Annotated in this window: 9 protein-coding genes and 1 tRNA gene; 3 read left to right on the top strand and 7 right to left on the bottom strand. The window is 62.3% G+C overall.

Annotated features, from left to right (window positions below):
- Positions 1–13 precede the first annotated feature (13 nt).
- Complete coding sequence (locus tag A4C63_RS22000) at positions 14–1,696, bottom strand: NAD(P)/FAD-dependent oxidoreductase (RefSeq protein WP_063914568.1); 1,683 nt, start codon at positions 1,694–1,696, stop codon at positions 14–16.
- Positions 1,697–2,320: 624 nt separating this feature from the next.
- Here A4C63_RS22000 and A4C63_RS22005 point away from each other — a divergent pair.
- Positions 2,321–2,611: a hypothetical protein gene (locus tag A4C63_RS22005; RefSeq protein ID WP_063914569.1), complete on the top strand. Its 291-nt coding sequence runs from the start codon at positions 2,321–2,323 to the stop codon at positions 2,609–2,611.
- Positions 2,612–2,624: 13 nt separating this feature from the next.
- Here the strand turns inward: A4C63_RS22005 and A4C63_RS22010 are convergent, their stop codons facing one another.
- Positions 2,625–3,086, bottom strand: coding sequence for an Lrp/AsnC family transcriptional regulator (locus A4C63_RS22010; RefSeq protein ID WP_015268712.1), 462 nt, complete (start codon positions 3,084–3,086; stop codon positions 2,625–2,627).
- Between the two features lie 410 nt (positions 3,087–3,496).
- On the opposite strand from A4C63_RS22010, the gene nicB reads away from it, so the two are divergent.
- Complete coding sequence (gene nicB / locus A4C63_RS22015) at positions 3,497–4,459, top strand: 6-hydroxy-3-succinoylpyridine 3-monooxygenase (protein WP_063914570.1); 963 nt, start codon at positions 3,497–3,499, stop codon at positions 4,457–4,459.
- Between the two features lie 50 nt (positions 4,460–4,509).
- Here the strand turns inward: nicB and A4C63_RS22020 are convergent.
- The 5 genes from A4C63_RS22020 to rpsU all read right to left on the bottom strand — a co-directional run bounded on the left by A4C63_RS22020 (position 4,510) and on the right by rpsU (position 13,080).
- Positions 4,510–4,586: transfer RNA gene (locus A4C63_RS22020), tRNA-Ile, on the bottom strand.
- A gap of 16 nt (positions 4,587–4,602) precedes the next feature.
- A complete protein-coding gene (locus A4C63_RS22025) occupies positions 4,603–8,346 on the bottom strand; it encodes an EAL domain-containing protein (protein WP_063914571.1) in 3,744 nt (1,247 codons plus the stop codon).
- 314 nt (positions 8,347–8,660) lie between these two features.
- Complete coding sequence (rpoD, locus tag A4C63_RS22030) at positions 8,661–10,511, bottom strand: RNA polymerase sigma factor RpoD (RefSeq protein WP_063914572.1); 1,851 nt, start codon at positions 10,509–10,511, stop codon at positions 8,661–8,663.
- A gap of 67 nt (positions 10,512–10,578) precedes the next feature.
- Positions 10,579–12,561 carry a DNA primase gene (gene dnaG / locus A4C63_RS22035; protein ID WP_063914573.1) on the bottom strand — a complete coding sequence of 661 codons (1,983 nt, stop codon included), beginning with the start codon at positions 12,559–12,561 and terminating at the stop codon, positions 10,579–10,581.
- A 303-nt stretch (positions 12,562–12,864) separates the two neighbouring features.
- The gene (gene rpsU / locus A4C63_RS22040) at positions 12,865–13,080 is read right to left on the bottom strand and encodes a 30S ribosomal protein S21 (protein ID WP_003255575.1); all 216 of its coding nucleotides are present in this window, start codon (positions 13,078–13,080) and stop codon (positions 12,865–12,867) included.
- Between the two features lie 204 nt (positions 13,081–13,284).
- Between rpsU and tsaD the strand changes: the two genes are divergently transcribed.
- Entirely contained in the window at positions 13,285–14,310 is a 1,026-nt protein-coding gene (gene tsaD, locus A4C63_RS22045) for a tRNA (adenosine(37)-N6)-threonylcarbamoyltransferase complex transferase subunit TsaD (RefSeq protein ID WP_063914574.1), read from the top strand.
- Positions 14,311–14,313 lie beyond the last annotated feature (3 nt).

Below are 14,313 nucleotides of genomic sequence, written 5' to 3' on the forward strand. Positions count from 1 at the left end.
TTGCCTCCTTGTCTCAGTCCGGCAGGGCGATCGGGCCGATTTCGTCGAACACGTCGCCTGGGCCGGGGTTGTCCGGGTGGGTGCGACCACCGAAGTGATTCATGATACCCCACACCGCATTCAGCGATGTCTGTACCGCGCCTTCCACCCAGGCCGGCGTCCACGACACGTCGTCACCGGCGATGAACATGCCGCGCTGCTCGGCAGGCATGTCCTGCTGCATGAAGTGCGCGTACATGCGCTGGTTGTAGCGGTAGTGGCCCGGCAGCGCGCCCTTGAAGGCGCCGAGGAAGTGCGGGTCGGCTTCCCAGGAAACAGTGATCGGGTCGCCGATGATGTGGCCGGCGATGTCGGTCTTCGGGTAGATCTTCTTTAGTGCGTCCAGGGCCAGCTGCACGCGTTTTTCCACCGGGTGTGGCAGCATTTTCAGCGCGTCGCTCATCCACGAGTACGACAGGCAGATCACCCCCGGCTTGTCGTTGCCGTTGTCGAACAGGTAGGTGCCGCGGGTGAGACGATCGGTGAGGGTCATGCTCATCAGATCGCGGCCGGTTTCCGGGTCCTTGTCCTTCCAGAACGGGCGGTCGACCATGACGAAGGTCTTCGACGACTGCATGTAGCGGGTGCGGTCCAGGGCCATCCACATCTTTTGCGAGAACAGCGATTCCTCACAGTCGATCTGGGTGGTCAGCAGCCAGGTCTGGCAGGTGGCGAGCACGGCGCTGTAGTGACGGGTGTCGCCCCAGTTGTCGGTGACTGCCAGGCGGCCATCGGCGGCGCGGGCGATGCGCTTGACCCCGGTGCGCGGCGCACCGCCATGCAGTGCGCTCAGGCTGGTGCCTTCCGGCCAATGCACGCAGCGCTCCGGTACATGGCGCCAAATGCCTTGCGGTACCTGCTCCACACCGCCGACCACCAGGTGCTGGTGGTCATCGCAGTTGGTCATCACCACGCGGAAGATTTCCAGCATCGAGTTGGGGAAGTCCGAGTCCCAGCCGCCGGTGCCGAAGCCGACCTGGCCGAACACTTCGCGGTGCTGGAAGCTCAGCTTGGCGAAGGAGCGCGAGGTGGCGACGAAGTCGTAGAAGGTGCGGTCGTCCCACAGCGGTACCAGCTTGTTCCACAGCGCTTTCAGGCGCGGTACGTCACGGTCGCGGATGGCCTGCTGGATGTCGGCGAACTGGGCGCCGCTTTCCAGCGCGTCGGCCCAGGCATCGGCCACTTCGTGGAACAGCTTGGGCAGGTCGGTGGGTTTTTCGGCGTAGTAGGTCTGGCCTTCCAGGTCGATCACCGTGCTGCCCGAGGCCGGGGTCAGCGGGTTGGGGAACGGTTTGGTCTCCAGACCCAGCTTGTCCACGTAGTGGTAGAAGGCAGTGGACGACACCGGGAAGCGCATGCCACCCAGTTCGGCGATGATCCCGTCGGTGCCGTTGAAGGCTTGCGAGCGCAGCCGGCCACCCAGCTTGGAGGCTTCGTACACCACCGGCTTGAGGCCCAGCTTCATCAGCTCGTAGGCCGCCACCAGGCCGGCGATACCGGCGCCCACGATTGCCACTTCCTCACCATGGTGCTCGGGCGGGATGCTGCCCAGGCCTGCGGGGTGTTCCAGCCAGTCGTCGAAGGCGAAGGGGAAGTCCGGGCCGAAGATGGTGACGGGTTTTTTGCCGTCGGCGGGGTGGCGGTTTTTCTTGTTCATGGAGTGACCTTGCCAGAGAGGCTGCGCAGCGGGCGGAGCCTGAGTATAGGAGATGCGTGGTGGCCATTTTAGGGAGTGGGGTGTTCGTTATTAAGGTGCAGAGTGTTGTCTGAATGTAGCTTGTATCGTCGAAATGTATGAACAAGATAGCTTTATGACGAACAGGAAGCCTACCAATCTCAAGCACAGCATCGGCCCCCTGTGGGAGCGGGCGAGCCCGCGAAGAAGCACCCGCGGTGTATGGCACGGGCTGCGCCCGTGTTCGCGGGCACGCCCGCTCCCACAGGGTCTGCGGCGGGCTTACCAGAGTGTGATCAGATAGTTCCTACACCCATGCCGGGAAATAAAGAATTACCCTACGCCCGCTATAGCCTCGGTCTGGCAGCGTGGGAAAGCCTTCATCGTTAACTTCACTGGGTCGCCGCAAATTCGGCGATCGGGCGTGAGAACCCGCTGATCTTTCTGGAGGCGCACTGCTATGGCAGCTGTGCGCGGGCAGGCTTTGCCTGGCCGGGTACACGCCTCCAAGTTCGCCGGTTCTCACCTCGTGCATGGCTGCCACCCAATTCCCGTGAGAAGGATGCGATTGGCCGCCGATCACCCTTGTGATTTGGAGGCTATACCATGACCAAACGCTTACCCGACCAACCCGAAAAACTGAAACCCACCGCAGAAAAAACCTTCTGCAACTGCGAAGCCAGCCATCCGCCATTATTCGCCATACGCCCCGGCATCGACGCCGCAGACGCCCTGGTCCACGCCTGCCTGCTGGCCCGTGGTCTCAATCAGATCGCCACCGACTACGCCCAGCACCACGCCCCCGAGCGCAGCCGTGACATCGTCTGGTCGATGCAGCATTGCGCCGAAAGCCTTTCGGCAATACTGGAAGGCCTGCTCGACGGCCAGGAAGCCTGACCGCCAGCCGAGTTCAGAGCGGCTGCCCGCGGTCCACCTTGCTGCTGAGAATGATCGACGTGGTGGTCTTCTCCACCCCGTCGACACTGCCGATCTGGTCGAGCAACTGGTCCAGTTGCTCGGGCGAATCCGTACGCAGCCAGGCCACATAGTCGAACTCGCCGCTCACTGCGCACAGCTGCTGCACCTGGCCCATTGCACTCAGGCGCCGCACCACCTCTTTGCCCGAGCGTGGCTGCACCTTGATCCCCACATACGCCTGCAGACCACCCCCCATCACCCGCTGGCCCAGGCGTACGCCATAGCCGGAGATGACCTTGTTCTTCTCCAGCCGCTCCAGGCGCGAGTTGACGGTGGTACGGGCGATGCCCAACTGGCGGGCGAGGGTGGCGACGCTTTCGCGGGCGTTGATCTGCAGCAGGGCGATCAGCTGGCGATCGATTTCATCCAGCGTGATGGAGCGGGAATCCGACATGGCGAGTCTCTACGGTTGGCCCGCTAGCCTAGCCAGCCAGTGCTGACCAGAGCAAGGGCAGTCACAGCTGGCCGCTCCTACAGCTGCCGCGCCGGCATGTAAGCATCGGGCGCAATGGCAGAACTGCTCGATTGGTGCGGCAGGTCGAGGTGCAGTCCAGGGTGAAATAGGGGCTCACAAAATCTAACGATTTATCGCTGTCTGGATAGCCATGGCTGAGCAGAGAATGACCCTCTCACAAACGTTGTGTTTCGGAGGACGAGGATGCCAGCCTACCAACTTGCATCAGCTCCCTCATTGCGCAATACTGCCGACAACAACTAACCCTCACGATCGGCGTGGCATGACCATCTGGTTGGAGGGGGAAAAAGCCGGCTTAAGCCGGTTTTTTCGTTTCTGGAGTGCAAAAGATGCAGAGAAAGCTTGATTCTGAGCCTCTGCGCACTCGTATCTATATCGACGGCTACAACTTCTACTACGGCTGCTTGCGCGGCACTCCGTACAAGTGGCTCGACCTGTTGCCTCTCTTTGAAAAGCACATCTTGCCTTCTGTACTGGTCACGGACAGCCATGGTCAGATCAGGGCATCGCGGCTCCTGGAATCCCCCTCGATCAAATATTTCACGGCAAAGATCATCGAGTCGGTCGCCCGTGCTGGCGATTCGGTATCGTCACAAGCTCGCTACCACACCGCTTTGCGCAAGCTGCATGACGGTCGAATAGAGCTCATCGAAGGTTATTACGCCGTCAATAAAATGAAGGTGAAGATCGTCGACCCTGAAGACCCGGACAAGGCTCCGCGTGAGTGCCAGGAAATCCAGGCCTGGAAGGTGGAGGAGAAACAGAGCGACGTGAATCTGGCCCTCCAGGCTTACCATGACTCGATCACGGGGCAGATTGACCATGCCGTCATCGTTACCAACGACACTGATATCGCGCCTGCACTTGAGATGATTCGTGCTCACATAGATGTGCGGATTGGCGTGGTTGTGCCGACGTCGGGGCAGAACCGCTCGGCGAATACCGACCTCATCAAGTTTGCGCACTGGAAGCGAGAGCACATCAATTCAGGCGAGCTTGCGGCCTGTCAGCTACCGAGAGTGATTCCAGGGAGGAAACCAACCATCAAGCCGGAGTCCTGGTATGGGCAACCTGAACTGCTACAGGAAATTCTGGATTTGGCCATTCCTGTACGCGGAAGCAGGGCGGCAGCGTTCAAGTGGATGGAGCAGCCCAATCAGTTCCTCTGTGGTGAGCGGCCGATAGAGCTGGTGGAAACTGCCGAAGGTGCGACACGGGTTCTTCAGTACATACACAGCTGGATAGCCCAGCAAGAGGAGTTGCCCGAGTCAGGAGAACATGACGACTGCTGACCCTGAAATGACAAAGGCCTACGTTCTGCAACGTAGGCCTTTGAGTTATCTGGTGGGCCCACACGGACTCGAACCGTGGACCAAAGGATTATGAGTCCTCTGCTCTAACCGACTGAGCTATAGGCCCTCAGTAAGTGGCCGGATTATAACGAGGGTTTCGCACCTGTGCCATCTGAAAGATCCGATAGTGCTATGCGAAGAAACGTCGCCGCGAACTCGTCCGGGGGCAGGGGCAGGCTGACGATGTAGCCCTGGATCTGCTCGCAGCCCTCAGCCGCCAGGAAGCGTTGCTGGGCCTGGTTTTCCACACCCTCGGCAATGATGGTCAACTGCATGCTGCGGCCCAGGGCGATGATCGCGCGGGCGATGGCGGCGTCGTGGGGGTCGTCGGGCAGGCCGCGGATGAACGACTTGTCGATCTTGAGAATGTCCAGCGGCAGGCGCTTGAGGTAGCTCAGGGATGAATAACCGGTGCCGAAGTCATCGATGGCCAGTTGCACGCCCAGTTTCTTCAGTTGGTACAGCACGGCCAGGGCTTCTTCTGCCTGGCTCATGATGAAGTTTTCGGTGATTTCCAGCTGCAGGTCGCCGGCCTTGAGTTGGTATTGCTTCAGCAGCTGTTCGATGCGCCGGGCCAGGTGTGGGTGACGTAGCTGGGCGCCGGCAAGGTTGATCGACAGCGGGCCGAAGGGTTGGTAGTGCTTCTTCCAGGCCTGCATCTGCAGGCAGGCCTGCTCCAGTACCCAGTCGCCGACCTGGAGGATGGTGCCGTTCTCTTCCGCCAAGTGGATGAAGTGCTCCGGCGGCACCTCACCAAAGGTCGGGTGGCTCCAGCGGATCAGCGCTTCGGCGCCGACCAGGCTCTGGGTCTTGAGGCTGAGCTTGGGCTGGAAGCACAGGCTCAGTTCGTTACGTTCTATGGCGCGGCGCAGCTCGTGCTCCAGGGCAATGCGTTCGCTGGCCTGGGCGGTGAGGTCGCGGGTGTAGGCTTCGACGCGGTTGCGCCCCTTGGCCTTGGAGCGGTACATGGCGGCGTCGGCGTTGCGAATCAGTGTGGAAACGTCGGTGCCGTCCTGTGGATAAAGGCTGATGCCGATGCTGGCGCTGGTGAAGAACTCGTGCTCGCCGGCCTGGAACGGCGCGTTGAAGCAGGCCAGCAGCTTGTTGGCGATGGTGCTGGCGTCACTGGGTTTGTGCAGGCCGGGCAACAGGATGATGAACTCGTCGCCGCCCAGGCGGGCCACGGTGTCGACGTCGCGCACTTGCTCCTTCAGGCGCTGGGCGATGCCCTTGAGCAGCAGGTCGCCGACCGGGTGGCCGAGGCTGTCGTTGATGTGCTTGAAACGGTCGAGGTCAAGGAACAGTACCGCGCCCTTGCGGTTGGACACCTGCGAGCAGGAGAGTGCAGCCTGCAGGCGGTTCTCGAACAGGGCGCGATTGGGCAGGCCGGTCAGCGGGTCGTGGTGGGCCTGGTAGTCGAGCTTGGCCTGGGCGTGCTTGAGGCTGGAGATGTCGGCAAACACGGCGACGAAGTGGGTAATTTCCCGCTCGCTGTTGCGCACGGCGCTGATGGTCAGCCAGCCGGGGTACAGCTCGCCATTCTTGCGCTTGTTGTAGATTTCACCTTGCCAGTGGCCTTCATCGGTCAGCTGATGCCACATGGCGACATAGAACGCGCTGTCGTGCTGGCCGGAGGCTAGCAGGCGTGGGGTCTGGCCGAGGGCTTCGATCTCGCTGTAGCCGGTGATTTCGCTGAAGGCGCGGTTGACGGCACTGATGCGCTGGTCGATGTCGGTGATCAGCACGCCTTCGGCGGTGTTCTCGAACACGGTGGCGGCCAGCTGCAGCTTTTCCTGCATCAGGTGGCGTTCGGTGATGTCGCGGGCGATGGTCAGCATGCAGTCTTCGCCAGCAATTGGCAGCGGCCGTGCAGAGAGCTCGCAGAGGCGAATCTGCCCATCGCTGCGGCGCAAGTGGCACGTGAAGTCGCGCACGAAGCCATCGCGGTTGAGCTGTTCGACCAGGCGCTTGCGTTCGTTGAGGTCGACCCAGATGCCCAGGTCCAGCGAGGTCTGGTCGAGGGTCGGGCTGAGGTCATAGCCGGTGAGGCGGCAGAAGCCCTCGTTCACTTCGAGCAGCAAGCCGTCGCTCTGGCGCGACAGCAACAGGCCGTCGGGCGAGGCGTGGAAGGCCTTGGCGAATTTCTCTTCCGAGGTTTGCAGCTGCTCCTGGGTTTCCTTGAGCTGGCTGATGTCGCGTACCGCCACCACCAATGCGAGGTTGCCGTCGAGCTCGAAGGTTTCGGCCGAGGTCAGGCCGGTGAACAGCTGGCCGTTGCTGCGGCGGAAGCTCATTTCCAGGTTGCGGATACCGCCCTGATGCAGGCGTTCGAGCAGCCGCGGGCCGGTGCCTTCGACGCCCCACAGGTTGAGATCGGTGGCAGTGCGGCCGATGACCTGGCCCGGGGAGAGGCCGATCTGCTCTTCGAAGGCTTCGTTCACCTCCAGCAGGCAGCCGTCGCTGTGGCGGGCGATCAGCAGGATGTCGGGGCACTGCTGGAACACCGAGGCGAACTTTTGCTCGGACAGGCGCAGGGCGTCCTCGGTGCGCTTGGTCTCGCTGATGTCGATCATCAGCCCGCGCATCACTGGCTGGTGGCCATGCTCGATCATGCTGACGATGTTGCGCACCCACAATGGCTGGCCATCGGCCCGGATCACCCGGTAGTCGAGGCTGTGGTCGCGCCCGGCGGCGGTTTCGCTGTCGCAGTAGGCCTGGGCCCAGAGGGCATCCTCCGGGTGCAGGATGCTGCGCCAGAAGCCGGGCTTGAGCCAGTCGCCCAGTGGGTAGCCGAGCAGGCCTTCGGCGTGGGGCGAGACGTAGCTGTAGGTGAAGTCGTTGGCGTCGGCCTCCCAGGCGATGGCGGACAGGCTCTCGACCAGGCTGCGGTAGTGGTACTCGCTGCTGCGCAGCTCCTGTTCGAGGGCGATGCGTCGAGAAATTTCCGAGCTGAGCCGACGGTTGATGCGGATGACCACTGCCAGCACGGCCATCAATACCAGCACCGCGGGCAGGCCATACACCAGCAGGTCGGACCAGAACATCCGTTGGTCGACCACATAGCCCACCCAGCGTTGCTGGATCTGGCTGACTTCGCCACTGCTCATGTCGGCCATCACTTTGTCGAGAATGCCGACCAGTACCTTGTTGTCGCGCGGGGCGGCCATGGCCAGTTGGTAGCGGTAGGGCGTTTCGCCGCTGACGTAGAGGCCGTCGAGCTTGAGCTGGCGCAGGCTCCAGATGCTTGAAGCGAGGTCACCGACCACCGCGTCCACTTCGTCGGTGGCCAGGGCCTGCAGGGTGGAGCTGACGTTGGGCAGGGCCACCAGGTTGAGGTCCGGGTGGTGGGTGCGCAGCAGTTCGTGCGGAGCGTAGTTTTCGACCACGGCAATCTTCAGGCCGTACAGGTCTTTCAGGTTGCGCGGCTGTGCGCCGCCTTTGTGGGCGAGGATGACGATGGGGAAGTCGAGGTACGGCCGGGTGAAGGCCAGGTAGCCTTGGCGTTCGGGGGTGGACATGATGCCGGGCAGCAGGTCGATGCGGCTTTCGCGGGCTTGCGCCAGTACCTCGGTCCAGCTGCTGGGTTCGACCGGTTTGAGCGTCACACCCAGGCGTTGCTGGATCGTGGCGATGTAATCGGCGGCCAATCCCTGGTACCGGCCCTCCTGGTCGCGAAACTCGAACGGTGGCCAAGAGGCGTCTACACCCAGGCTCAGCTGCGGATGGGCAGCCAACCAGGTTTTTTCCTCGTCTGTCAGGGTCAGGGCGCCGGCCGTTGTGTTCCACAAAATCAGGAGCAGCAACAGGATGGCCGGCATCAGCGGCATAGCGGCCTCACATTCAAGTGGTATGAAGTCGAGTGTAGACGGGCATTGCGGCCGGTGTGTGGTGGAGGGCGGGGTCTTTTGTCAGAGGCAACAGGGTCTTGCGGGTGTGGGGCGGCCTGTAGCGCCATCATGGGCATGCGCGCCCCCTGTAGGAGCAGCCTTGTGCTGCGAAGACGCCAGTTAGGCGAAAGATCATCTACTGTTGCAATGGACTCTTCGCAGCACAAGGCTGCTCCTACAGAGATCGCGCCAGAATTCAGATTTTGCGCAACAGGCGGAAAAGAAAAACCCCGGCCTGGGCCGGGGTTTTGTCATCACTCGTCGAGGAAGGAGCGCAGATGCTCGCTGCGAGTCGGGTGGCGCAGTTTGCGCAACGCCTTCGCTTCGATCTGACGGATCCGCTCACGGGTCACGTCGAACTGCTTGCCCACCTCTTCGAGGGTGTGGTCGGTGTTCATGTCGATACCGAAACGCATGCGCAGCACCTTGGCTTCGCGTGCGGTCAGGCCCGAGAGCACGTCACGGGTGGCTTCCTTGAGGCTTTCGACCGTGGCCACGTCGATCGGGGACTGCATGGTCGAGTCCTCGATGAAGTCGCCCAGGTGCGAATCTTCGTCGTCACCGATCGGGGTTTCCATGGAGATCGGCTCTTTGGCGATCTTCAGTACCTTGCGGATCTTGTCCTCAGGCATTTCCATGCGCTCACCCAGCTCTTCCGGGGTCGGTTCGCGACCCATTTCCTGCAGCATCTGGCGGGAAATACGGTTGAGCTTGTTGATCGTCTCGATCATGTGCACCGGAATACGGATGGTGCGCGCCTGGTCGGCGATCGAACGGGTGATTGCCTGGCGAATCCACCAGGTGGCGTAGGTCGAGAACTTGTAGCCGCGACGGTATTCGAACTTGTCCACCGCTTTCATCAAGCCGATGTTGCCTTCCTGGATCAGGTCGAGGAACTGCAGGCCACGGTTGGTGTACTTCTTGGCGATGGAGATCACCAGACGCAGGTTCGCCTCGACCATTTCTTTCTTGGCGCGGCGTGCCTTGGCTTCACCGATCGACATGCGACGGTTGATTTCCTTGATCTCGGCAACGGTCAGGCCGGTTTCGGTCTCAAGGTCGATCAGCTTCTGCTGGCAAGCGACGATGGCAGCGTCCTTTTCACCCAGGGCGGCAGCCCACTTGGTGTTGCGCTTGGCCAGGTCACCGCTCCAGGTCTGGTCGGTTTCGTTGCTCGGGAACATGCGCAGGAAGTCGGCACGCGGCATGCGGGCGTCACGCACGCACAGCTGCATGATGGCGCGTTCCTGCTGGCGCAGACGGTTCAGGGAGTCACGAACACGCTCTACCAGTACCTCGAACTGCTTGGGTACCAGCTTGATCGGCATGAACAGGTCGGCCAGGGCCTGCAGGGCCTCGACGCTGTCCTTGTGGGTGCGACCGTTTTTCTTCAGGACCTTGTTGGTGGCCTGCAGTTGGTCGTTGACCGCACCGAAGCGCTGACGGGCAACTTCCGGGTCCGGGCCGCTCTCGGCCTCTTCCTCGTCGTCACCGCTTTCGGACTCTTCCTCGTCGTCGTCGGACTCTTCCTTCGCGGCGGCGGCCTTGGTGCCCGGGATCGGCACTTCTTCGGTCGGCGCGGCGATATTGTCGTCAGGGTCGATGTAACCGCTGAGAACGTCCGACAGACGGCCACCTTCGCTGGTGACGCGGTCGTATTCGCCGAGAATGTAGTCGACAGTGCCCGGGAAGTGGGCGATGGCGCCCATGACTTCACGGATGCCTTCCTCGATACGCTTGGCGATTTCGATTTCGCCTTCGCGGGTCAGCAGCTCGACGGTACCCATTTCGCGCATGTACATGCGCACCGGGTCGGTCGTGCGGCCGATATCGGTTTCAACTGCCGCCAACGCAGCAGCGGCTTCTTCGGCCGCGGCTTCGTCGGTGTCGGCTTCCGCCAACAGAAGGGCATCCGCATCCGGAGCACTCTCGAATACGTTGATCCCCATGTCGTTGATCATGCGGATGATGTCTTCCACCTGTTCCGGATCTGAAATATCCTCAGGCAGGTGGTCGTTGACCTCCGCGTAAGTCAGGTAGCCCTGCTCACGACCGCGGGTGATCAACTCTTTGATACGAGACTGCTGTTGCGCTTTTCCGGACATAACACCCTATCCACTGAAGGTCTTGGCGGGCAAAAAACAAGCCGAGGATTATACCCGAGCATGGGCCTCACGCGCCAGATGAGGTCGGCGTTTGTGCGGGAACATTCCGGCTCAGCAGGGCGAGGAGCTGGGTTTTTTCCTCGCTGGTCAATTCGCTTTGACGTGATTTCCTGAGCAGTTGTTCCAGGCTGCGCTCGCGTTGGCGGGCGGACAAGCTAGTTATAGTGTCGAAAAACTGTTGTTCAAGGTTGTCGGCCACGATCAGCCATTCCTTTTCCGCCAGGGCTCGCAGCAGGCGCCCCTGTTCGGTGCCGTGCCAACGTGCGATCAACTGCATTGAGCTTAGCCCAGGATTTTTCTGCGCGGCTTCGATCAGTGCCACCAGCAGCTGGCTGTACAGGTGCTCTTCGTCGGCGAAGTGGCTGGCATCTTCCACCTTGCCGGCCAGCAGCGGGTGGTGCAGCAGGGTGCGCAGGGCGGCCAGGGTGGGCGGCTCGACCGGGGCCGGCACGCGGGGTGGCGCTTCGTCACGTTGCTGCCAGGGCTTGCCGCCCTTGCGGTTCTTGTCCCAGGGCTTGTCGCTCCACTGCTTCTTGCCAGCACCCTTGTTCGGCTTCCACTCCTGTTCCTGATGAACGGGGGCGTAGTCGTGCTGCGGCATGTCGCCGTAGTCGGGGGTGTAGCTGGCCATGGCGTCGTAGTCGTAGCCAGGGTCGTAGTCCGGCACGCTGCTGGAGGCCGGGGCGTGTTGCGCCAGTTGCTCGACCTGCTGCGGGTCGAGGCCGGTGATTTCCTTCAGGCGGTTGCGCATCAGTTGGCGCAGGTTGGCGCCGGGGATCTTTTCGATCAACGGTGCGGCCAGGGTCGCCATGTGCGCCTTGCCTTCCAGCGAGCGCGGGTCGGCTTCGACGCTCAGTTGCTCGAAGAAGTAATCGGCCAGCGGCTGGGCGTGCTGGTTGATGCGGGCCATGAAGGCATCGGTGCCTTCGGCGCGCACCAGGCTGTCCGGGTCTTCGCCTTCGGGCAGGAACAGGAAGCGCGCGCGGCGGCCGTCCTGCAGGTTCGACAGGGTCGATTCCAGGGCGCGCCAGGCGGCCTTGCGCCCGGCCTGGTCGCCGTCGAAGCAGAACAGCACGCTGGGTACCACGCGGAACAGGCGCTTGAGGTGCTCTTCGCTAGTGGCGGTGCCGAGCGTGGCCACGGCATTGCGCAGGCCCTGCTGGGCCAGGGCGATGACGTCCATGTAGCCTTCGACGACGATGATTTCGTCGAGGTTGCGGTTGTGCTTGCGTGCCTCGTACAGGCCGTACAGTTCCTGGCCCTTGTGGAACACCGGGGTTTCCGGGGAGTTCAGGTACTTGGGCTTGTCATCACCGAGCACCCGGCCACCGAAGGCGATGATGCGCCCGCGGCTGTCGCGGATCGGGAACATTACCCGGTCGCGGAAGCGGTCGTAGCGCTTGCCGCTTTCGGCGTTCTCGATCAGCAGGCCGGCATCGATCATTACCTTTTGCTGCAGGGTGTCGGCACCCAGGTGCTTGAGCAGGTTGTCCCAGCCTGGCGGGGCGAAGCCCAGGCCGAAGTCACGGGCGATTTCCCCGGACAGGCCGCGGCCCTTGAGGTACTCCACCGCCGCCTTGCGGGTCGGGTGGTTGCGCAGGGCCTGGCGGTAGAACTCCGAGGCGGCGTCCAGCAGCGGGTACAGCGGCGAATCGGTTGGCTGGCGCGGCTTGTGGTCGCGGCGGCCTTGCTCGCGGGGCACTTCCATGCCAGCGGCGCGGGCCAGCTCCTCGACGGCCTGGGGGAAGTCCAGGTTGTCGTGGTCCATGACGAAGCCCAGGGCGTTGCCGCCGGCACCGCAGCCGAAGCAGTAGTAGAACTGCTTGTCGGGGCTGACCGTGAAGGAAGGGGTCTTTTCCTTGTGGAACGGGCAGCAGGCGGAGTAGTTCTTGCCGGTTTTTTTCAGCTGGACGCGCGAACTCACCACGTCGACGATGTCGAGGCGGTTGATAAGGTCGTCAATGAAACTCTGGGGAATCAGCCCGGCCATGGCAGTCTCGTCATCTGGCAGCTGGCAAGTCTAATCGCTCACGCGCCGAATGGGGCGAGTGCCGCTTGGGGAAGTGCGAGGGAATGTGTGCTCGTCGCCAGCCCCTGAGGGCCCGTCAGTCGGACGTGCACGTCTGGTCATACAACAAGGAGGACCAGCTCTGACGTTTCAGGCAGGTTGCCCATATGCAGTTCGCATGAAGCTTGTGCAGGGCCTTGAGCTAGCTGCCCAAGTTTGAAGCGACCGCTGCCATCGCCCGGCGGTTAGCCGGGCAGGGCAGAAGCTTTGCGTAGAACGTCTGTATTAGTACAGACGAACGGCGCGGCGCTGTTCGCGCTGAACTTTCTTGGCGTGACGCTTAACAGCAGCAGCTGCTTTACGCTTACGCTCGGCGGTCGGCTTCTCGTAAAACTCGCGGCTACGAACTTCAGCCAGTACACCGGCTTTTTCGCAGGAGCGCTTGAAACGACGCAGAGCTACGTCGAAGGGTTCGTTCTCTTTAACTTTGACGGCTGGCATCCAGGGCTACCTTAATTCATTACCGGGGTAGACGTGCTCCTGGCAAAACAAAGGTGTGCTGGAGAACGTCGGTTTTCAAGGGTTGCGGATGTTAACCCTTAGCAAGCCGGAATGCAAAGCCTCTGATCGAAAACCGCTGGTCGGCATCCGACACGGGGACTATCATGCGCGGCTTCGAATTCAGCCCCCACAAGGGACGAACCCATGCTAGTACTGGGATTGGAAACATCCTGCGACGAAACTGGCGTCGCATTATACGACAGCGAGCGCGGTTTGTTGGCCGACGCGCTGTTCAGCCAGATCGACCTGCACCGCGTGTTCGGCGGTGTGGTGCCAGAGCTTGCCTCGCGTGACCACGTCAAGCGCATGCTGCCGCTCATCCGCCAGGTGCTGGACGAGGCCGGCTGCGTCGCCACCGAGATCGACGCCATCGCCTACACCGCGGGCCCGGGCCTGGTCGGTGCATTGCTGGTGGGGGCCTCCTGCGCCCAGGCGCTGGCATTTGCCTGGGACATTCCGGCGATTGGCGTGCACCACATGGAAGGCCACCTGCTGGCGCCCATGCTGGAAGAAAACCCGCCGCAGTTTCCGTTCGTCGCTTTGTTGGTTTCCGGTGGCCATACCCAGCTGGTGCGGGTCGATGGCATCGGCCAATACGAGCTGCTGGGCGAGAGCCTGGACGACGCCGCCGGCGAAGCGTTCGACAAGACGGCCAAGCTGATCGGCCTGAACTATCCCGGTGGCCCGGAAATCGCCCGCCTGGCCGAGCGCGGCGTGCCTGGCCGCTTCGTGTTCCCGCGGCCGATGACCGACCGCCCGGGCCTGGAGTTCAGCTTCAGCGGCCTGAAAACCTTTGCCCTGAACACCTGGCAGCAGTGCCGCGATGCCGGCGACGACAGTGAGCAAACCCGTTGCGACCTGTCCCTGGCATTCCAGCAGGCGGTGGTGGAGACTTTGACCATCAAGTGCAAGCGGGCGCTCAAGCAGACCGGCCTCAAGCGCCTGGTGATTGCCGGTGGCGTCAGCGCCAACAAGGCCCTGCGCGCGTCCCTCGAGGACATGCTCGGCAGCATCAAGGGCAACGTGTACTACGCGCGCCCGCAGTTCTGCACCGACAACGGCGCGATGATCGCCTACGCTGGCTGCCAGCGGTTGTTGGCCGGGCAGCAGCAGGACCTGGCAATCAGCGTGCAGGCACGCTGGCCGATGGAGCAGCTGCCGCCGGTTTAAGCG

Origin of the sequence: Pseudomonas sp. p21, from assembly GCF_001642705.1 — a bacterium.
Lineage (GTDB): Bacteria > Pseudomonadota > Gammaproteobacteria > Pseudomonadales > Pseudomonadaceae > Aquipseudomonas.

What these genes read in the sequence shown, in the direction of transcription:
- A4C63_RS22000 (WP_063914568.1), bottom strand. Translation starts at nt 1,696, where the DNA reads ATGAACAAGAAAAACCGCCACCCCGCCGACGGCAAAAAACCCGTCACC.
- A4C63_RS22005 (WP_063914569.1), top strand. Translation starts at nt 2,321, where the DNA reads ATGACCAAACGCTTACCCGACCAACCCGAAAAACTGAAACCCACCGCA.
- A4C63_RS22010 (WP_015268712.1), bottom strand. Translation starts at nt 3,086, where the DNA reads ATGTCGGATTCCCGCTCCATCACGCTGGATGAAATCGATCGCCAGCTG.
- nicB (WP_063914570.1), top strand. Translation starts at nt 3,497, where the DNA reads ATGCAGAGAAAGCTTGATTCTGAGCCTCTGCGCACTCGTATCTATATC.
- A4C63_RS22025 (WP_063914571.1), bottom strand. Translation starts at nt 8,346, where the DNA reads ATGCCGCTGATGCCGGCCATCCTGTTGCTGCTCCTGATTTTGTGGAAC.
- rpoD (WP_063914572.1), bottom strand. Translation starts at nt 10,511, where the DNA reads ATGTCCGGAAAAGCGCAACAGCAGTCTCGTATCAAAGAGTTGATCACC.
- dnaG (WP_063914573.1), bottom strand. Translation starts at nt 12,561, where the DNA reads ATGGCCGGGCTGATTCCCCAGAGTTTCATTGACGACCTTATCAACCGC.
- rpsU (WP_003255575.1), bottom strand. Translation starts at nt 13,080, where the DNA reads ATGCCAGCCGTCAAAGTTAAAGAGAACGAACCCTTCGACGTAGCTCTG.
- tsaD (WP_063914574.1), top strand. Translation starts at nt 13,285, where the DNA reads ATGCTAGTACTGGGATTGGAAACATCCTGCGACGAAACTGGCGTCGCA.